We start from the raw sequence: 15,443 nt of genomic DNA, 5'->3' as shown, positions 1-15,443 counted from the left end.
GTGCTGGGGCTGGGGCTGGGGTGCGACCGGCTGCTGCTGCCACCCGGGCTGGGCGGGCGGCTGCTGCGGCCAGGCGGGCTGCGGCTGGGCCTGGAGCTGAGGCTGCACCGGCTGTTGTTGCGGCTGGCCGTACGGCCCGGGCGTCGGCGAGGCCGGCACGGTCTGCAGGATCGACCAGTGCGGCTCCCCGCCCAGGGCGCCCTCCGACTGCTCCCGCCACTTGGAGCGGGCCAGCAGCAGGATCAGTGTCGCGGTGACGACCACGCCGAGCGCGAAGGTCGCGAGCTTCAGTCCGCCCTCGGTGGTCCCGGTGAACCACTCCCGCTGCGGCTCGTCCAGCAGCGCGCCGGTCAGGCTGCGCACGCGGTTGTAGCCCTCGACCAGGGCCACACCCGCCGCCACCCCGAGCGCCCAGCTGCGCCCGCGCAGCAGCAGGATGCCCGCGATCAGGTACAGCAGGCCGTAGTTGAGGCTTCCGGTCTCGGCGCCGACCGAGGTCCCGCCGTAGTAGAAGATGCCCTTGAGGTACGTGGCGAAGCCGACCTGGCCGAAGCAGTTGTAGGCCGCCCAGCCGAGCAGCACCACGCCCCAACCGATCGCCAGGCCGCCGGCCCCGCGCATCGGACGCGTCCGTTCCATCCCCTACCCCCGCCCCTTCGGCCCTCTCCCGACCGCGCCACCCAGCCCTCGGTTTCGCCGCCACAGGATGCCACACGGCACAACCGACCCGGAATTCAGCCCGTACAACCGATCCCGGACCGATCGTTCAACCGATCCCGGACCGGTCCCCGTGGTTCCCGCCGGGCCCCGGCGGGCCTCAGCGGACGTGCAGCCCGCCCCAGTCGATGCTCCCGCCGGACGAGCCGGAGCCACCGGTGATCGCCAGCGGGCTGTGGTAGGTGGCGTTGACGTCCGCGGTGGAGTTGCGCGGCTGGTCCGGGGCCAGGTTGCCGGCGGTGAGCGACTGCCCCCAGACCGTCCAGATCGTCCAGGGCGTGCGCCGGAGGGTGTCCGGCTGGCGGGAGTTGACGGGTACGGCGAAGGACTCGGCGAGCATCCGCGGCTTGTCGTAGGCGGCGAGACCGTCGTAGTAGCGCTTGGTCCACACCTCGCCGGTGCCGATCGGGTGCGCCGGGCTGCCGCTGTAGTCGTCCACCCCGACCACGTCGACGTACTGGGAGCCCGGGTAGTAGTCCCACGGGTCCACGCCCGGGGCGCCGTCCCAGGAAACCGGGGTCCAGACGAACAGCAGGTTGTGCAGGCCCCTGGTCTCCACCAGGTACTTGTAGGTGATCTTCCACAGCGCCTGGTAGTCGGCCGGCTTCTGGCCCGCCCACCAGAACCGGCTGGAGCAGTCCTGGACGTTCATCTCGTGGTACGGGCGCAGCAGCACCGGCACGTCGTGCGCGGCCAGGTACTCCAGGTGGTCGGCCAGGTAGGACAGGTCGGTGATCAGCGCGCGGTACTCGGGGGTGCCGTCCGCGGCGTCCACGACCCGGCCGAACCAGCCCGGGTCTTTGGCCGCCGGGGAGTTCGAACAGAGCACCCGGTCGAAGGACTTGACGTCCGATCCGGGGTACGGCTCGTGGAAGGACATGCCGACGATCCCGGCCGGGGCACCGCCATTGTCGGGCAGGTCGGTGCTGCTGCCGTCGCAGTTCTGCTGGACGCCGGAGCTGTCGTAGGTGCCGTCGTCGGCACGCGGGTGGCCGGACCAGACGGCGGTCATCAGGTCGACGGCGTCGTCGGTGTACTGCCAGCCGGTCCGGCAGGTGGGCCAGCGGCCGGCCGAGTAGGAGCGCGGGTTGCCGACGCCCCAGGCGTTCTGGCCGTAGCCGGGGCCGAGGTCGGTCTCCAGGAAGCCCGGTAGTCGGCCGGTGATGTCGGCGGCCTTCTTGTAGTAGTAGCCGACCTGCTTGGTGCCCCGGTAGTCGCCGTACCCGGGGTTGTTGCGCTCGTTGTGCGCCTCGACGTGCTGGCCGATCACCGTGCCGCCGCTCTGTCCGGTGCGTGCCTGGGTCTCCAGGTCGGTGAGGAACTGGTCGACGGCGCGGGCGTTCGGCGAGGCCTTCGGGTCGCGGGCGAGCAGGTCCCGGCCCACGTCCGGCGGCAGGGTGCGCCCGGGGGCGCCGACCGACACCGGCACCCGCAAGGGTCCGCTGACGCCGGTCCGGTCGCCCCGGTCCAGCAGCGCGAAGGTGCCCGCGACGACCACGATCCCGGCCGCGGCCAGGACGGCCGACTTGCCGCGCAGGGCACTGGGCAGGGCCACGACCGCTCCTCCGGTTGCTCGCCGGTACCGACCCCCGCGGACGCAACCGGAACACGCGTACGAATGACTCCGATGAGAGCCTGCCACACTCCCCCGGCCCCGGCGAACGGATCCGCCGGCGCCGGGGCGTCACGGCGGTCAGCCGGCCGGCGTGCCCTGCGAGCCCGGCGTGGCGGAGCCCGCCGCCTTGGCCCGCCGGAGCAGCTGGCCCTTCACGTGCTCGGCGAACCCGGAGGCCGCCGCCGTCGCGGTGGCGTCGGGCGCGTTGCCGCCCTTCGCCGAGCCCTCGACGGTGAAGTAGGCGTACCGGCCCAGGCTGCTGTGCGTGCTGGTGCAGCCGGGGTTGGCGCAGAACGCCGGGGCACCGGGCGCGGGAAGGCCCTTGAGCTGGCCGGAGTAGTTCTTTGTCGCGGTCTCGGCCTGGATCTTGTGGTCGAAGACCGCGACGCCGACGGTCACCGCGCTGTCGCCGGAGACGTACGTCGCCCGGAGCACCTTCTGGCAGCCCTGGTCGCCGAGCACCTTGCCGAGTCCGCCGGTGGTGGAGTTGCCGTCCCAGCAGGGCTGGTCGAGCGAGACCACGGTCCGGTTCCAGGTCGCGCCGTTCACCGTCACCTGCATCGCGGAGAACAGCGCCCCCGCGTCCTGCGGCGCCGGGTCGGTGGCGGCCTCCCAGATCGGCTTCGACGGGTCGTCCGTCTGCCCGCCCGGGGACGAACTCGCGCTCGTCGGACCGGGGGTCGGCTTGTCGGAAGCGGTAGAGGCGGTGACCGGACCGCTCTTCTTGGGATCGTCCTTCTTGCCGAGCAGCAGCATGCCACCCGCGACCCCGCCGCCCACCAGGACGACGGCGGCCACGATGCCGATGACCTGCATCCGGCGCTTGCGCTTGCCGGCGGCCTCGTTGCGGTCCGCCAGCGCCTGCCAGTCCGGCTCGACGCGCCGCGGCGGCACGGCCTGCTGGGGCGGCTGCTGCTGCCACTGCGGCTGAGGGGGCATCGGCTGCACCGGCTGCTGCGGCTGCGGCTGCGCGACAGGCTGGGGCTGGGGCACCGGCGGGACGGGCTGCGGGAGCGGCTGCGAGGAAGGCGCCACCGGCCCGTACGAGGCCGGGGGCGGGCCGAAACCGCCGCTCGGCGGCGGCACCGGACCTGGCACCGCCGGCTGCTGATTCTGTGCGCCCCCCGACCCGGCGGGAGGCGTTCCCTGCGGCCCGTGCCCAGGTACGCCGGTTCCGTCGCTCATGCGCCCAGATCGTAGGGCATCCCCCTGACCGTCGATCCGCCCGGTGACCATTCCGTATCGAAACCAGGACGACCGGCGCGCGGACCCGGCCGCCCGGTGCGCCGGCCCGACCCGTCCGGGCCCCGGTTCCCACCCGTCCGAAGAACCGGCCCCGACACCCGGACGGACACGAACCACCCCTCGCCCCGGTACCGCCGGTCATTGCGCCGACACAACCCGCCGCACTACATGTGGTGTCGCATCACCGAGACACCACTACATGTATGCTCACTCCTGCTGTCGATGCAGGGGAACCCGGTGAGAGTCCGGGACTGCCCCGCAGCGGTGTGCGGGCGGCTCCAGCAGCTGTGCCCGCGAGTCCGAGTACCTGCCGACAGCGTGCGCCACGGCCCTCCCGCAGAGGCCGCGCCGGCACCCAGCACCACCCCTCCGGGCCTCGCGGGCGGGCCGGGGAGACACCTCGCGCGGCGCTTCCTCGCGTTCGCGCCGTGCTCCCCTGCCCAGATCGGCCCGGGTGATCCCGATCACGCCGCCGATCGCCGCCAGGAGAGAGCGCCTTGACCACCGCTGCCTCAGCCACCCTGCCCGCCCAGGGCACCGGCTCCGCCTTCACCGACCCGACGGTCTCCGACCCCGGGGGCGCGCTGCTGCGGCTGCTCACCGACCGCAGCGCCGACCTCACCGAGGTCGACCCCGGCCATGTCGCCGCCGCCGCGCTGCGCGGCCGCCACGCCGGCTCGGACTTCGCCGAGCTGCGCGGGCTGGCCGTGGACGCCGCCGCGTCGATGATCGCCGAGGACCCCCAGTACTCGAAGCTCGCGGCCCGCCTGCTCGCCCTGGAGATCGTCGACGAGGCGAACAGCCAGGGCTCGGTCTCCTTCTCCGCCTCGATCGCCGTCGGCCACGCCGAGGGCCTGATCGGCGACACCACCGCGGCCTTCGTCGCCAAGCACGCCGCCGCCCTCGACGCGCTGATCGACGCCCAGGGCGACGACCGCTTCGAGTACTTCGGTCTGCGCACCGTGCAGTCCCGCTACCTGCTGCGCCACCCGATCACCCGCAAGGTCATCGAGACCCCGCAGCACTTCCTGCTCCGCGTCGCCTGCGGCCTGGCGGTCGGCGACTCCGAGCAGTCGGTGCGCGAGGTCGCCGAGCTGTACGGCCTGATGAGCCGTCTGGAGTACCTGACCTCCTCGCCGACGCTCTTCAACTCCGGCACCCGGCACCCGCAGATGTCCAGCTGCTACCTGCTCGACTCGCCGCTGGACAACCTGGACTCGATCTACAACCGCTACGCGCAGATCGCCCGCCTGTCCAAGCACGCCGGCGGCATCGGCCTGTCCTACTCGCGCATCCGCTCGCGCGGCAGCCTGATCCGCGGCACCAACGGCAAGTCCAACGGCATCGTCCCGTTCCTGCGCACCCTCGACTCCTCGGTCGCCGCCGTCAACCAGGGCGGCCGCCGCAAGGGCGCGGCCTGCGTCTACCTGGAGACCTGGCACGCGGACATCGAGGAGTTCCTGGAGCTGCGCGACAACACCGGTGAGGAGGCGCGCCGCACCCACAACCTCAACCTGGCCCACTGGATCCCGGACGAGTTCATGCGCCGGGTCAACGCCAACGCCGACTGGTCGCTGTTCTCCCCGGCCGACGTGCCCGAGCTGGTCGACCTGTGGGGCGAGGAGTTCGACGAGGCCTACCGCAAGGCCGAGCTGGCCGGCAAGGCCGTCCGCACCATCCCGGCGCAGACCCTCTACGCCCGCATGATGCGCACCCTCGCGCAGACCGGCAACGGCTGGATGACCTTCAAGGACGCCTCCAACCGCGCCGCCAACCAGACCGCGCTGCCGGGCCGCACGGTGCACTCCTCCAACCTGTGCACCGAGATCCTGGAGGTCACGGACGACTCCGAGACCGCCGTCTGCAACCTCGGCTCGGTCAACCTCGGCGCCCACGTGGCCGCCGGCGCCTCGGCCGACGACCTGCTGGCCGCGATGGACTGGGAGCGCCTGGACGCCACCGTCCGTACGGCCGTGACCTTCCTCGACCGCGTGGTGGACATCAACTTCTACCCGACGGTCGAGGCCGGTACGTCCAACTCCCGCTGGCGCCCGGTCGGCCTCGGCGTGATGGGCCTGCAGGACGTCTTCTTCAAGCTGCGGATCGACTTCGACTCGGCCCAGGCCAAGCAGCTGTCGACGATGATCGCCGAGCGCATCATGCTCACCGCCTACGAGCGCTCCGCCGACCTGGCCGAGCAGCTGGGCCGCCACGAGGCCTACGGCGAGACCCGCGCCGCCCGCGGCGAGCTGCACATCGACCACTTCCCGTCGGCCGCCCCGCAGTGGGCGGACCGCTGGACGGCCCTGCGCGCCCGCATCGCCGAGACCGGCCTGCGCAACTCGCTGCTGCTCGCGATCGCGCCGACCGCGACCATCGCGTCCATCGCCGGCGTGTACGAGTGCATCGAGCCGCAGGTGTCCAACCTGTTCAAGCGCGAGACGCTGAGCGGCGAGTTCCTCCAGGTCAACCCGTACCTGGTGCGCGAGCTCAAGGAGCTCGGCGTCTGGGACCAGCAGACCCGCGACTCGCTGCGCGACGCCAACGGCTCGGTGCAGGAGCTGAACTGGCTCCCGGCCGAGGTCCGGTCGCTGTACCGCACCGCCTGGGAGCTGCCCCAGCGCGCGCTGATCGACCTGGCCGCGGCCCGCATGCCGTACCTGGACCAGAGCCAGTCGCTGAACCTGTTCATGGCGGCGCCGACCATCGGCAAGCTCAGCTCGATGTACGCCTACGCGTGGAAGGTCGGTCTCAAGACCACCTACTACCTGCGTTCGCGCCCGGCGACCCGCATCGCCCAGGCCGCCTCCGGTGCCGCCCGCGCCGCCGCGCCCGTGCCGGCCGGCACGATCCCCGTGGGCACCCCCGCCCTCACCCCGGAGCAGGAAGCCGCCATCGCCTGCTCCCTGGAGAACCCCGAGTCCTGCGAGGCCTGCCAGTAATGACTGCCGACGACCGCAAGATGCTGCTCGACCCCGGCTTCGAGCTGACCCTGCGCCCGATGCGCTACCCGTCGTTCTACGACCGGTACCGCGACGCGATCAAGAACACCTGGACCGTCGAGGAGGTGGACCTGCACTCCGACGTCGCGGACCTGGCGAAGCTCAGCGAGGGCGAGCGCCACCTGATCGGCCGCCTGGTCGCCTTCTTCGCCACGGGTGACTCGATCGTCGCCAACAACGTGGTGCTGAGCCTCTACAAGCACATCAACTCCCCGGAGGCGCGGCTGTACCTGAGCCGTCAGCTGTTCGAGGAGGCCGTGCACGTCCAGTTCTACCTGACGCTGCTCGACACCTACCTTCCGGACCCGGAGGACCGCAACGCGGCCTTCGCCGCGGTGGAGAACATCCCCTCCATCCACCAGAAGGCCCAGTTCTGCTTCAAGTACATGAACGCGGTCGACCACATCGAGTCGCTGCAGACCAAGGAGGACCGCCGCGCGTTCCTCCTGAACCTGATCTGCTTCGCGGCGTGCGTCGAGGGTCTGTTCTTCTACGGCGCCTTCGCCTACGTGTACTGGTTCCGGAGCCGGGGTCTGCTGCACGGCCTGGCCACCGGCACCAACTGGGTGTTCCGCGACGAATCCATGCACATGGACTTCGCGATGTCGGTCGTCGACACCGTCCGCGAGGAGGAGCCCGACCTCTTCGACGACGAGATGGCCAAGCAGGTCACCGAGATGCTGGAGGAAGCCGTCGCGGCCGAGCTCCAGTTCGCCCAGGACCTGTGCGGCGACGGTCTCGCCGGCATGAACACCGACTCCATGCGCCAGTACCTGGAGGCCGTGGCCGACCAGCGCCTGGCCCGCCTCGGGATGCCGATCCGCTACGGGTCGACCAACCCGTTCGGCTTCATGGAGCTCCAGAACGTCCAGGAGCTGACCAACTTCTTCGAGCGCCGGGTGTCGGCGTACCAGGTCGCGGTCGAGGGCTCGGTCTCCTTCGACGACGACTTCTAAGTCGAATATCGTTCAGCAAAACAGTGGAGCTGCCGTTTACGGCAGCTCCACTGTCGGTTCTCGGTGTTCGGGGGAAGAGCAGGCATGTCCAAGCTCCATCAGCGTGTGATCGACGGCCCGTTCGGGCCGATACAGGTCAGTCACGACCGCTGGCCGTCCGTCGTGGCGCGAGTGCAGGGGTCGGGGATGCCCACCGTCACGGTGGTGCCCGACCGCGACCACGGCGCGATGAACATCAACGGCCACAACGTGCCGACCACCCGGAAGTCCCGCACCCGCACTGCCGTTGTCGGCGACCGCAGCTACGAACTGAGGTCGACCAGCCTGCGCGGGGCGGAGCTGCGGCGCAACGGGACGCTCATCGCCCACGCGCGCGGCACGTTCCGCTCGTACGCCCCCGGCCGCACCATCCCCGGTCTGGACGCGAAGGTGACGTGGTCCCAGGGCATCGACCCCACCGATGTGGCGGTCGGCCAGGCCATGGTGATCGCCTTCGGCGCCGGCGGCCCGGGTGCGGTCCTGCGAACCATCTTCTTCTGGTACGACAACCTCACCTGAGAACACCAGGGGTGCCCCGCACGGCCACAGCCCGAGCGGGGCACCACTGTCAGGTCAATCGGTCGGAAACTCGCCCGACTTGACCCCCGCGACGAACGAAGCCCAGGCCTCAGCCGCGAACAGCAGAACCGGTGCGGGCCTCCTGCAGACGGAGGACCTCCTCCTCCACCCCTCCGCCGAACCCCTCCTCCCGACCGGCGAGGTGCTCCTCTCCGAGCTGGTCACCAACGCCGTCACCCACGCCCGCACCCCGCGCGGGCGCCTGCTCTTCGTCCGGCTCCAGCTCCTCCCCCACGGCACCCTCCGGATCGAGGTGCACGACGCCGACAGCGCGAAGCCTGCGCCCCACCCGACCTCCCTCACCTCCGAAAGCGGCCGAGGCCTGTTGCTCGTCCGGGAGTTGGCCTCCGAGTGGGGCTGCTGCCCGCGCCGGGGCGGCATCGGCAAGTTCATCTGGTGCCACGTCTCCGCCTCGCCCGAGGCGGCCGCCGCGTGAGCGCCGTTCGGGCCGGGATCTCCGGGATCATGCTGCCGACCGTCTTCCCGAGCCTTGACCACGCCCTGCCCGTCCTGTGGGACCACGTCCGCCGGCGCCCGGTCCGCGCTGCCCACCGGGACTTCATCCGCCTGTGCATCGGCCCGGGCGGCGGCGACGGCGTCGCCGAGTGCCTCTCCCGCGGCGGCCGCTGGAGCGTCACCCTCTACATCGGCGACATGACCGACTGGACCGCTCACCCGATCACCATCACCACCCGCCACGCCCCCTGAACTCTCCTGTCCCCGCCCGGCGTTCACGCCGGGCGGGGACGCCTCCCAGGGGCAGATTCTGATGAACCATCGGGGGTGTCTCAGGGGCGGGTCGGGGTTGATCCCGATACCGGACGGGCTCGCTCCCGACCAGGATCGGACACATCGCTGAGGCCCGCTCAGACGAGCTGATCCCACGGGGTGCCCCACATGAAGCCGTTCGCCCGTCGTGCCGCCGCCCTCGCTCTGGCCTGTTCCGCCGTCGTCGGCGTCACCGCCGCTTCGGGCGCCCAAGCCTTCGCCGCGAGCGGCACGGGCACGGGCTCCACCGCCGCGACGGCCTTCCCGGCCCTGGACCCCGCCGCGTTGCAGGCCGCCATCGAGACCCGGCCCTCGGACAACTCCTCCGGCGCGCTCGCCCTGGTCGCCGAGCCGGGCCAGGTGTGGAAGGGCTCCACCGTGGACAGCCAGACCGGCCGGAAGATCCCGGAGAACGCGCACTTCCACGCCGGCAGCATCTCCAAGGTGTTCGAGACCACCGTCGTCCTGCAGCTCGCGGCCGAGGGGCGGATCGACCTCGACCAGACCGTCCAGCACTACATGCCGGGCCTGCTGCCCGACACCTTCGCCCCGATCACCGTCCGCCAGCTCGTCAACTACACCAGCGGCCTGCCGAACGTGGACGAGGGCAGGCCCCCGGCGAGCGCCGACGAGACGATCGCCGACCGCTACGACTACCGCACCTTCGACCAGATCATCCAGCAGACCCTGCGCCCCGACGACGGCCGCCCGGCGCCCGGCCCGCACTTCACGCCCGGCACCGAGCAGGAGTACAACTCCCTCGGCTTCCGCATCGCGGGCAAGCTCATCGAGCAGACCACCGGCAACTCCTTCAGGGACGAGGTCACCGCCCGCATCCTGAAGCCCCTGCACCTGAACCAGACCTCGGTGCCGGAGGACGACCCGGAGATGCCCCGCCCCTACCTGCACGGCTACATGACCGACGACAACGGCCGGGCGGTCGACACCAGCGAGCAGGGCGGCGACCCGTCCAACATCATCTCCACCACGGCCGACCTCGACCGATTCCTGACCACGCTGCTCCAGGGCCGCCTGCTGCCCGCCGCGCAGCAGAACGAGCTGTTCACCCTGCCCAAGGACAACGAGGGCAAGCTCGTCCCGTTCGTCGGCGGCAGCTCCTGCAACAAGGTGGCCTGCTTCGGCGCCGGCCTGATGTCCACCCCGCTGCCGAACGGCACCCTGCTCTGGGGCAAGACCGGTCACGACGACGGCTACGCCAACGGCATGTTCGCCACCCGCGACCTGTCCGTCCACGCCGTGTACTCGACCTCCAACCTCGGCCTCGACTTCGGCGCCCCGACTCCCCTCGCCAACCGCCTGCTGACGGCGGTCCTGACCCCCTCGACCTCCCACAGCTGAACTCCCCGCACGTGCTGCCGTCGGCCCGCAGCCGCCCGGGCAGCAGCCGCCGGGACAGCACGAAGGCCGGTGCGGATCGCTCCGCACCGGCCTTCAACTCGCAAGCAAGCCCTACTCGTTCGGCACGGTCGCGTACTTCGCGGTGCCCTCGGCCATCTGCTTCAGGGCGTCCTTGCGGTCCCGCTTCGACAGCTTGTCGATGTAGAGGGTGCCGTACAGGTGGTCGGTCTCGTGCTGGAGGCAGCGGGCGAAGAAGCCGGTGCCCTCGACGCGGATCGGCTTGCCGTCCTTGTCGACGCCGGTCACGGCCGCGTAGTCCGGGCGCGGCAGCTCGGCGTACGCGGTCGGGACGGACAGGCAGCCCTCGTTGCCGTCGTCGAGGACCCGGCGGCGGTCGGCCGGGTACTCCTCCAGCTTCGGGTTGATCACGTGGCCGATGTGGCGCACGCCCTCGTCGTCCGGGCAGTCGTAGACGAAGACCTTGAGGTCGACGCCGATCTGGTTGGCGGCCAGGCCCACGCCCTCGGCGGCGTACATCGACTGGAACATGTCGTCGATCAGCGCGGACAGTTCGCCGTCGAACGCGGTGACGTCCTTGACCTCGCGGTGCAGGACGGGGTTGCCGACCACGGTGATCGGGCGCGCGGTGCCCTTGCTGAGGTCGGGCTCCTCACCGATCACCTTCACGGGGGCCTCGGACGCCGCCCCCTCCACCTCGTGCTCGTGCTCGTGGTCGTGCTGCTCCGCCATGTCTTCCGCTTCCATAGGTCTACGCGTACGTCACCAGGGTACTCAGCACACTTCTTCGAGATCCCGGTAAGCCCGGGTAGCGGGGGCGGCCGCGACCCAGCGGTCCAGCAGCACCCGGACCAGGTACGCCGGGGCCGCGATCCCGCACTCGCGTTCGACCAGCCAGGACATTCCGGCCGCGCCGCCCTGGCTGAGGTGGCTGAGGTGCCCGGGGTGGGCGGCGTCGCCGTCGTCGTGCGGGTCGTGGTGGGCGACCACGCCGTCGTCCGAGGCCATCCGGCTCTCCGAGCAGGCGCGGCACAGCAGCCGTACCGAGGAGGTCCAGTCCTCGGCCGCGTACCCGGCCTCGGCGACCAGCCGCTCCAGGGCGTCCCGGTCGCCGGCGGTGGCGGCCTGCAGCAGCACAACGTAGGTCGGCACCGGGGAGGGCGCCCACAGCTCGATCTCGTCGAAGACGGGGTAGGCGACGCCGTCGGTGACGCGCTCGCCGTGCGGGGCGCCGTCGTGCAGCACCACCTCGCCCCAGCGGCGGCCGGAGGAGGGCAGCGGGATGGACAGCACCTCGATCCGGGCCGGGTCGAGCCGGCGGCCCCACACCACCTCGGACTCGCCGTCCGGGGAGAGCCGCACCGGGGTGGTGCCGAGGTCCAGGCTGACCGGGCCGTCCCCGCCGGGGCCGCCGGGCAGCTTCAGCCCGTACGCCTGCCAGGCGCGGCGGGCCAGCGGCCAGTCCTGGAGGGCGGTGGCGGTGATGCCGAGGTTCCACCAGTCGGGGGCGCCGTGCTCGCGGTCCAGCAGGGCGACGGCGCGCAGGCCGGCCGAGCGGGCCTGCTCCCAGTCGCGGCGGAACTTGTGCAGCAGGGCGAGGTTGAACCAGGAGTCGGACAGCCAGGGCTCCAGGTCGGCGGCCATCACCAGCAGGGCGCCGGCGTCCTCGTAGCGCCCGTCGCCGATCAGCGTGAAGGCCCGGTCGGTCGTCTGCCGCCAGGTGGCGGACGGCCGGTGCCGTGCCCGGTGGAAGATCCTCACGTTCGTCCCTGCCGTCGTCGTCCGCTCAAGTCCCGTACCGCCGGGCCCGTCCCGTCCTCGACGGAGTCCGGGTCCCGGGGGTCCCGGGTCGGTGTTCCACGCTACGACCGCATCCAACCACGCCCGCCCCCGCCCGCGCTCCCCACCGCCGAGGTTGGGGCCCGCCCCTCCCCAGCCTGCCCGCCGCGGCACGCCTCCTCAACCCCGGGCGGCCGCCGCTCGGCCGCACCCGGTGCCCCGGCGCGCTGGAGTACCGCACCCCGGCCCCGCCCCACACCGGCCTCACCCCGGCCCGGCCCCGGTCGCGGGACGCCCCGACTCAGCCCCGGCCCTGCCCGCCGACCCGGGCGAGCGCGTCCACCACCCGGGCGTCGTAGACCCGCCCGCGCCCCAGCCGCAGCACCTCCAGCGCCTCCAGGCGGCCCACCGCCTCGCCGAGGCCCCGGCCGCGGGCGGCGGTCAGCAGGTCGTCGTGGGCATTGGCGACCCGGATGATCCGGGCCGCGAGCGGCACCGGCCCCTCGCCGCCGGCCGGCCCCGAGCAGGGGTCGGCCAGTCGGGCGACCTGCTCGGCGACCTGCCGGGGCACCCCGGTGCGGCTGATCACCTCGCTGCCGAGCCTGGCGATGCGCTGCTGCTCGGCGCAGGACAGCAGCGCGGTGGCGCCGTCCGGCACCGGCTCGACCAGGGACAGCTGCCCGACGTCGTGCATCAGCGCCGCGTACTCCAGCAGGGCGAGCTCGCGGGTGCCCAGCCCCAGCTCGCGGCCGAGCGCGCACGCCGTGTCCGCGACCCGGCGCGCGTGCCCGTGCGGGGTGTAGCCGGCGACCTCGGTGGCCCGGGCCAGGCTGGCGATGGTCTGCCCGGTGGTGGCCCGCACCGCCGCGGCCCGCCGGAAGGAGATCTGGGCGAGCAGCAGCGGGGTGCAGAACAGCGGCAGTGCCCACAGCCCGACCTCGCCGGCCGCGAGGCTGACCAGCATCCCGGTGGCGACGATCGCCGAGCCGATGCCGAACAGCGAGCGCAGCTCGTCCTCCAGCGCGGCCGGGAACCGCAGTCCCGTGGCGGAGGCGCGCAGCAGCGCGGCCAGGGTCGCGTCGCAGAGCGCGGCCAGCGCGGCGACGGTGGTCAGGAACGCCCCGTAGGCGGGGCCCTCGGGTGAGAAGCGGTCGACCAGGCCGCCGTTGTAGAGCGGCTGGAAGACGGCGGCGGCGAAGCCGACCGAGAGCAGTCGGCGGGCGGCGCTCTCGCGCCGGGCCGGGTCGGCCCAGGGCGGCCGCCGGTACGGGCGCCCCGGCCGGTGCGGGGCGAGGCCGGGCAGCCAGCCCAGGAGCAGGCCGATCCCGGTGACGGCGACCACCTGGAGGATGCCGTGGGCGGTCGGCAACCCGCGCAGCGGCCCGAGCAGGGCGTACGCCAGCGCGCCGGCCGCGCCGATGGGCGCCTGCTCGCGGTCCCCCGGAAGGGTGATCCGGACGCACTCGCCGAGCGCGATCAGCGCGGTGAACGCCAGCGCGACCCGCACCTCTGCGACCCCGCGCACCGCGACCGCGCCGAGCGCGAGCAGCACCAGCGCGGCGGCGGCCGCGTGCATCGCCCGGGCGGTGCTCCCGCGCGCCGCACGGGCGCGGACGGTCCGGCCGAGGACCAGGGCCGCGCGCCCGGGGCCGGTCACGACTGCCCGGCCGCGGGGACGGTCCCGCCCTGGGCGGGGACCCGGCCGGGTGCGGCCCGCACCGGCTCGGGCACCCCGAGCGGGATGTCCGGCACGGCCCGTACGCAGTCCTCGGAGTACTCCACGGGCTGCCAGTCGTGCACGGCCAGCGCGTCGATCAGCGCCCGCACCATCACCGGGTCGAACTGGCTTCCGGAGCAGCGCTCCAGCTCGGTCACCGCCTCGGTGACGGGGCGGCCGCGCCGGTAGGAGCGGGTGGAGGTCATCGAGTCGAAGGCGTCGGCGACGGAGATGATCCGGGCGAACTCGGGGATCTGCTCGCCGGCCAGCCCGCTCGGGTAACCGCGCCCGTCCATCCGCTCGTGGTGGTGCAGGATCCCGGCGTGGGCCTCGCCGAGGAAGTCGATCCCGCGCACCAGCTCGTACCCGTACACCGGGTGGATCTCCACCGCGCGGCGTTCGTCCTCGCTGAGGGGACCGTTTCTGCGCAGCAGTTCGGTGGCCACGCCGAGCTTGCCGACGTCGTGCAGGATCCCGGCGAAGCGCAGGGTGCGCAACCGCTCGGGCTCCATGCCGAGCTGAGTGGCGATCAGCACCGAGGCCCGGCCGACCCGTTCGCTGTGCCCGCGGGTGTACGCGTCCTTGATCTCCACCGCCTGCACCAGCGACTGCACGGTGGCCTGGTGGGCGTCCCGCTCGCGCTGGCCCTGGGCGAACACCCAGGCCGAGATGGACAGCGGCAGCAGCGCCAGCAGCGCGGCGAACGCCCCGTACGGGCCCTGCCAGAGCACCGCGACCATCAGCCCGCCGGCCGCGTGCACCAGCACCGGCAGCCCGCACACCGCGCAGGCTCCGCGCAGCACCTCGCCGGCCCGCCGGTCCTCGCTGAGCACCACCATGACGCCCACCACCAGCCCGTTGACCAGGCAGAACGTGGCGACGGCGGCGAAGCCGGGCAGCAGTGCGGCCGGGAAGCGGGAGCCGAGCAGCAGTTGCGGGCCGTGCAGCAGGTGGAAGGCGACGGAGGCGGCGAAGGCGCACAGGGCGAGCTGGGAGCCGTTGAACAGCTGGCGTCCGCGGCAGCCGGGGCCGGTCGGGCCGCCGAGCAGCGCGGCCGGGGCGGCGACCAGGGCGGCGGCGGCCGGCGGCAGCATCAGCACCCCGGCGAACAGCACCGGGAAGAAGGCGTTCACGCCGGGGCGGGCCGGGGCCCGTCCGGCGGGGACGGGGCGGCGCAGCAACCGGCGCAGCAGGACCGAGCAGGGGGTCGGCAGGCCCTGGGCGAGCGACTCCCAGCAGCCGTGCAGGAAGCCCAGCAGCCCTACCTTGGGCCAGTCCACCGGGTGGCCGAGCCACTGCGGCACCCCGGGCGCGACGGCCTGGGGCAGCAGCGGCAGCAGGCAGCACAGCGCCGCCACCGGAACGGTCGTCAGGTAGCGGGCCGCCCCCCGCGGCAGGGCCGCGCCTCCACTGTCGGTAGCGATCTCGACCTCCCCGCGTCCGGGCCCCGTGTTGCCTCAGCGCGCCGGGGCAACCGGCGGTGAGCGTCCGTCAGGAGGATAGGCCGCCGCCCGGGCACGGGGACGCATGATCGCGCGATGGCGCAGTTGGCGCACCGCCAACTCACTCGAACGAGTGAGGGCGCACGCGAGCAGAACGGGAGCGGCCCCGGGAGCGCACGCCCCCGGGGCCGTCGAACTCCCGGCCGA

General features: G+C 72.9%; 13 protein-coding genes and 1 riboswitch. Of the genes, 6 read left to right on the top strand and 7 right to left on the bottom strand.

Annotation, left to right across the window (positions count from 1 at the left end; all coding sequences use genetic code 11):
- The 3 genes from HS99_RS20500 to HS99_RS20490 all read right to left on the bottom strand — a co-directional run.
- On the bottom strand, positions 1–639 hold a 639-nt coding region (locus HS99_RS20500), incomplete at its 3' end, for a hypothetical protein (protein ID WP_211295900.1).
- Positions 640–817: 178 nt separating this feature from the next.
- The gene (locus tag HS99_RS20495; protein ID WP_050366581.1) at positions 818–2,272 is read right to left on the bottom strand and encodes a glycoside hydrolase family 26 protein; all 1,455 of its coding nucleotides are present in this window, start codon (positions 2,270–2,272) and stop codon (positions 818–820) included.
- A gap of 138 nt (positions 2,273–2,410) precedes the next feature.
- Entirely contained in the window at positions 2,411–3,271 is an 861-nt protein-coding gene (locus HS99_RS20490) for a hypothetical protein (protein ID WP_211295899.1), read from the bottom strand.
- A 509-nt stretch (positions 3,272–3,780) separates the two neighbouring features.
- Positions 3,781–3,906: riboswitch (cobalamin riboswitch) on the top strand.
- 192 nt (positions 3,907–4,098) lie between these two features.
- Between HS99_RS20490 and HS99_RS20485 the strand changes: the two genes are divergently transcribed.
- The 6 genes from HS99_RS20485 (at position 4,099) to HS99_RS20460 (ending at position 10,280) form a co-directional block, all read left to right on the top strand.
- On the top strand, positions 4,099–6,519 hold the full coding sequence (locus HS99_RS20485; RefSeq protein WP_046386042.1) for a ribonucleoside-diphosphate reductase subunit alpha: 2,421 nt from the start codon (positions 4,099–4,101) through the stop codon (positions 6,517–6,519).
- The gene (locus HS99_RS20480) at positions 6,519–7,535 is read left to right on the top strand and encodes a ribonucleotide-diphosphate reductase subunit beta (protein WP_030282239.1); all 1,017 of its coding nucleotides are present in this window, start codon (positions 6,519–6,521) and stop codon (positions 7,533–7,535) included. Before HS99_RS20485 ends, HS99_RS20480 begins: the two co-directional genes overlap by 1 nt.
- Positions 7,536–7,721: 186 nt before the next feature.
- Positions 7,722–8,093 (top strand): hypothetical protein, encoded by a 372-nt coding sequence (locus tag HS99_RS20475; protein ID WP_141763774.1) that lies wholly within the window; start codon positions 7,722–7,724, stop codon positions 8,091–8,093.
- 79 nt (positions 8,094–8,172) lie between these two features.
- On the top strand, positions 8,173–8,589 hold the full coding sequence (locus tag HS99_RS20470) for an ATP-binding protein (RefSeq protein ID WP_050366583.1): 417 nt from the start codon (positions 8,173–8,175) through the stop codon (positions 8,587–8,589).
- Entirely contained in the window at positions 8,586–8,861 is a 276-nt protein-coding gene (locus HS99_RS20465; protein WP_030551264.1) for a hypothetical protein, read from the top strand. Before HS99_RS20470 ends, HS99_RS20465 begins: the two co-directional genes overlap by 4 nt.
- 189 nt (positions 8,862–9,050) lie before the next feature.
- Positions 9,051–10,280, top strand: coding sequence for a serine hydrolase domain-containing protein (locus HS99_RS20460; protein WP_030551262.1), 1,230 nt, complete (start codon positions 9,051–9,053; stop codon positions 10,278–10,280).
- 111 nt (positions 10,281–10,391) lie between these two features.
- Here the strand turns inward: HS99_RS20460 and def are convergent, their stop codons facing one another.
- The 4 genes from def to HS99_RS20440 form a co-directional block, all read right to left on the bottom strand.
- Positions 10,392–10,967: a peptide deformylase gene (def, locus tag HS99_RS20455; protein ID WP_370863282.1), complete on the bottom strand. Its 576-nt coding sequence runs from the start codon at positions 10,965–10,967 to the stop codon at positions 10,392–10,394.
- A gap of 105 nt (positions 10,968–11,072) precedes the next feature.
- Positions 11,073–12,059 carry a tetratricopeptide repeat protein gene (locus HS99_RS20450; protein ID WP_030551260.1) on the bottom strand — a complete coding sequence of 329 codons (987 nt, stop codon included), beginning with the start codon at positions 12,057–12,059 and terminating at the stop codon, positions 11,073–11,075.
- Between the two features lie 319 nt (positions 12,060–12,378).
- The gene (locus tag HS99_RS20445) at positions 12,379–13,734 is read right to left on the bottom strand and encodes an HD-GYP domain-containing protein (RefSeq protein ID WP_223885978.1); all 1,356 of its coding nucleotides are present in this window, start codon (positions 13,732–13,734) and stop codon (positions 12,379–12,381) included.
- Positions 13,731–15,152: an HD-GYP domain-containing protein gene (locus HS99_RS20440; protein WP_051746764.1), complete on the bottom strand. Its 1,422-nt coding sequence runs from the start codon at positions 15,150–15,152 to the stop codon at positions 13,731–13,733. The genes HS99_RS20445 and HS99_RS20440 overlap by 4 nt, the downstream gene beginning before the upstream one ends.
- Positions 15,153–15,443 lie beyond the last annotated feature (291 nt).

Origin of the sequence: Kitasatospora aureofaciens (assembly GCF_001188955.3) — a bacterium.
Classification (GTDB): Bacteria; Actinomycetota; Actinomycetes; order Streptomycetales; family Streptomycetaceae; genus Kitasatospora; species Kitasatospora aureofaciens.
The sequence above is the reverse complement of the archived record's forward strand: the minus strand, read 5'-3'. Positions and strand labels throughout refer to the sequence as shown.

Coding starts and splice junctions, on each gene's coding strand:
- HS99_RS20480 (WP_030282239.1), top strand. CDS start 6,519: ATGACTGCCGACGACCGCAAGATGCTGCTCGACCCCGGCTTCGAGCTG.
- HS99_RS20460 (WP_030551262.1), top strand. CDS start 9,051: ATGAAGCCGTTCGCCCGTCGTGCCGCCGCCCTCGCTCTGGCCTGTTCC.
- HS99_RS20475 (WP_141763774.1), top strand. CDS start 7,722: ATGCCCACCGTCACGGTGGTGCCCGACCGCGACCACGGCGCGATGAAC.
- HS99_RS20490 (WP_211295899.1), bottom strand. CDS start 3,271: ATGCCCCCTCAGCCGCAGTGGCAGCAGCAGCCGCCCCAGCAGGCCGTG.